General features: G+C 73.6%; 3 protein-coding genes. All 3 read left to right on the plus strand.

Features of this window, described 5'->3' with window-relative positions:
- Positions 1-299 (plus strand): hypothetical protein (locus HCN52_RS23750; protein ID WP_168090475.1); only part of this gene is annotated, 299 nt, incomplete at its 5' end.
- Positions 300-478: 179 nt separating this feature from the next.
- On the plus strand, positions 479-2,137 hold the full coding sequence (locus tag HCN52_RS23755) for a fumarate hydratase (RefSeq protein ID WP_168090476.1): 1,659 nt from the start codon (positions 479-481) through the stop codon (positions 2,135-2,137).
- 72 nt (positions 2,138-2,209) lie between these two features.
- A partial coding sequence (locus HCN52_RS23760) for a class I SAM-dependent methyltransferase (RefSeq protein ID WP_168090477.1) occupies positions 2,210-2,429 on the plus strand: 220 nt, incomplete at its 3' end.

Genomic DNA, 2,429 nt, shown 5'->3' on the forward strand with positions numbered 1-2,429 from the left:
CCGGCCCGCTCGGCGTGTCCGAGCGGCTGCGGCGCCGCCGGGAGGCGGCGACCGCGGCCGAGGCCCGCGGCGAGCGGGCGGCGGCGATCCGGCTCTGGAGCGAGCTGGTACCCGACCTCGCGGAGCTCTACGGGCCGGACAGCTGGCCCACCGAGACCGGCTGCGTCGCGCTGGGCCGCCTCGCCGAGGGCGGCGGAGCCGCGGCCGAGGTCGCTGCACGGCTCCGCAACCGCCACGGCCGGCGCCGGACACGACGCGCGGTGCGAGCCCTGCGCGGCCGCCGCATCCTGCTCGACTGACCCGGCCGACGGCCGCCCCGCGCGCCTGGGCCGCGCGCCCCTCCCGCGCCGCCGTCCCGCCGCTCCCGGCGGCGCGGGAGGGAGGTGGTCACCGGTCCGCCACGCTGGCGTCCTAGGCTGGTGGGCGCGCCGCCGCTGCCTGCCCGGCGCGGAAGTCTGCCCGGATGAGGTTGCCCGCCATGCCAGAGTTCGCCTACACCGACCTGCTGCCGACCGGTGAGGACAGCACCCCGTACCGCCTGGTCACCGCCGAGGGGGTGTCCACCGTCGAGGTCGACGGCCGTACCTTCCTGAAGGTCCAGCCGGAGGCGCTGCGCAGGCTCGCGGCCGAGGCGATGCGCGACATCTCCCACTACCTGCGCCCCGACCACCTGGCGCAGCTGCGGAAGATCCTCGAGGACCCCGAGGCGTCGGCCAACGACCGGTTCGTCGCGCTGGACCTGCTGAAGAACGCCAACATCGCCGCCGCGGGCGTGCTGCCGATGTGCCAGGACACCGGCACCGCCATCGTCATGGGTAAGCGCGGCCAGCAGGTGCTGACCGAGGGCGGCGACGCCGAGGCGCTCTCCCGCGGCGTCTACGACGCCTACACCCAGCTCAACCTGCGGTACTCGCAGCTGGCGCCGCTGACGATGTGGGAGGAGAAGAACACCGGCTCCAACCTCCCCGCGCAGATCGAGCTGTACGCGGAGGACGGCGACGCCTACACGTTCCTCTTCATGGCCAAGGGCGGCGGCTCGGCCAACAAGTCGTTCCTCTACCAGGAGACGAAGGCCGTTCTCAACGAGGCGTCCATGATGACGTTCCTGGAGGAGAAGATCCGCTCGCTGGGCACCGCGGCCTGCCCGCCGTACCACCTGGCGATCGTCGTCGGAGGCACCTCCGCCGAGTACGCCCTCAAGACGGCCAAGTACGCCTCCGCGCACTACCTCGACGAGCTGCCCGAGTCCGGTTCCCCCAGCGGCCACGGCTTCCGCGATCGCGAGCTGGAGCAGCAGGTCTTCGAACTGACGCAGCGCATCGGCATCGGCGCCCAGTTCGGCGGCAAGTACTTCTGCCACGACGTCCGCGTCGTCCGGCTGCCGCGCCACGGCGCGTCCTGCCCGGTCGCCATCGCCGTCTCCTGCTCCGCCGACCGCCAGGCCCGCGCGAAGATCACCGCCGAGGGCGTCTTCCTGGAGCAGCTGGAGCGGGACCCGGCCCGGTTCCTGCCCGAGACCACCGACGAGGACCTCTCCACCGACGCCGACGTGGTCCGCATCGACCTCAACCGGCCGATGGACGAGATCCGCGCCGAGCTCTCCCGCCACCCCGTCAAGACCCGGCTGTCGCTGACCGGCCCGCTGGTCGTCGCCCGCGACATCGCCCACGCCAAGATCAAGGAACTCCTCGACGGCGGCGGCGAGATGCCGCAGTACCTGCGCGACCACGCCGTGTACTACGCCGGCCCGGCCAAGACGCCCGAGGGCTACGCCTCCGGCTCCTTCGGCCCGACCACCGCCGGCCGCATGGACGCCTACGTCGACCAGTTCCAGGCGGCGGGCGGCTCCTTCGTGATGCTCGCCAAGGGCAACCGCAGCAAGCAGGTCACCGAGGCGTGCGACCGCCACGGCGGCTTCTACCTCGGCTCCATCGGCGGCCCCGCCGCCCGGCTGGCACAGGACTGCATCAAGAAGGTCGAGGTCCTGGAGTACGAGGAGCTCGGCATGGAAGCGGTCTGGAAGATCGAGGTCGAGGACTTCCCGGCGTTCATCGTCGTGGACGACAAGGGCAACGACTTCTTCACCGACCCCGGCCCCAGCCAGCCGTTCGTGACCTCCATCCCGGTGCGCCGCTGACCCGCCGCTGACCCACCGCGGGCCGTCCGCGGCCCGGCCGGTGCCCCGGCCCTGTGAACCACCCGCGGCCCGGTGCCGTTCGACCACAACGACCACTACCACCCGCTGCTGCTGCGCCGGATACCCGAGGGGCCGGGACGGGCCCTGGACGTCGGCTGCGGCTCCGGCCGCTTCGCCCTCCGGCTCGCCGCGCACGGCCTGACCGTCGAGGCGGTCGACCCCTCCGCGGCGATGATCGAGGCGGCCCGCGCCCGCCCCGCCGCCCCCCGCCGACCCGGCCCCGCCCTCGCCC

The organism is Streptomyces bohaiensis (genome assembly GCF_012033785.1).
Lineage (GTDB): Bacteria > Actinomycetota > Actinomycetes > Streptomycetales > Streptomycetaceae > Streptomyces > Streptomyces bohaiensis.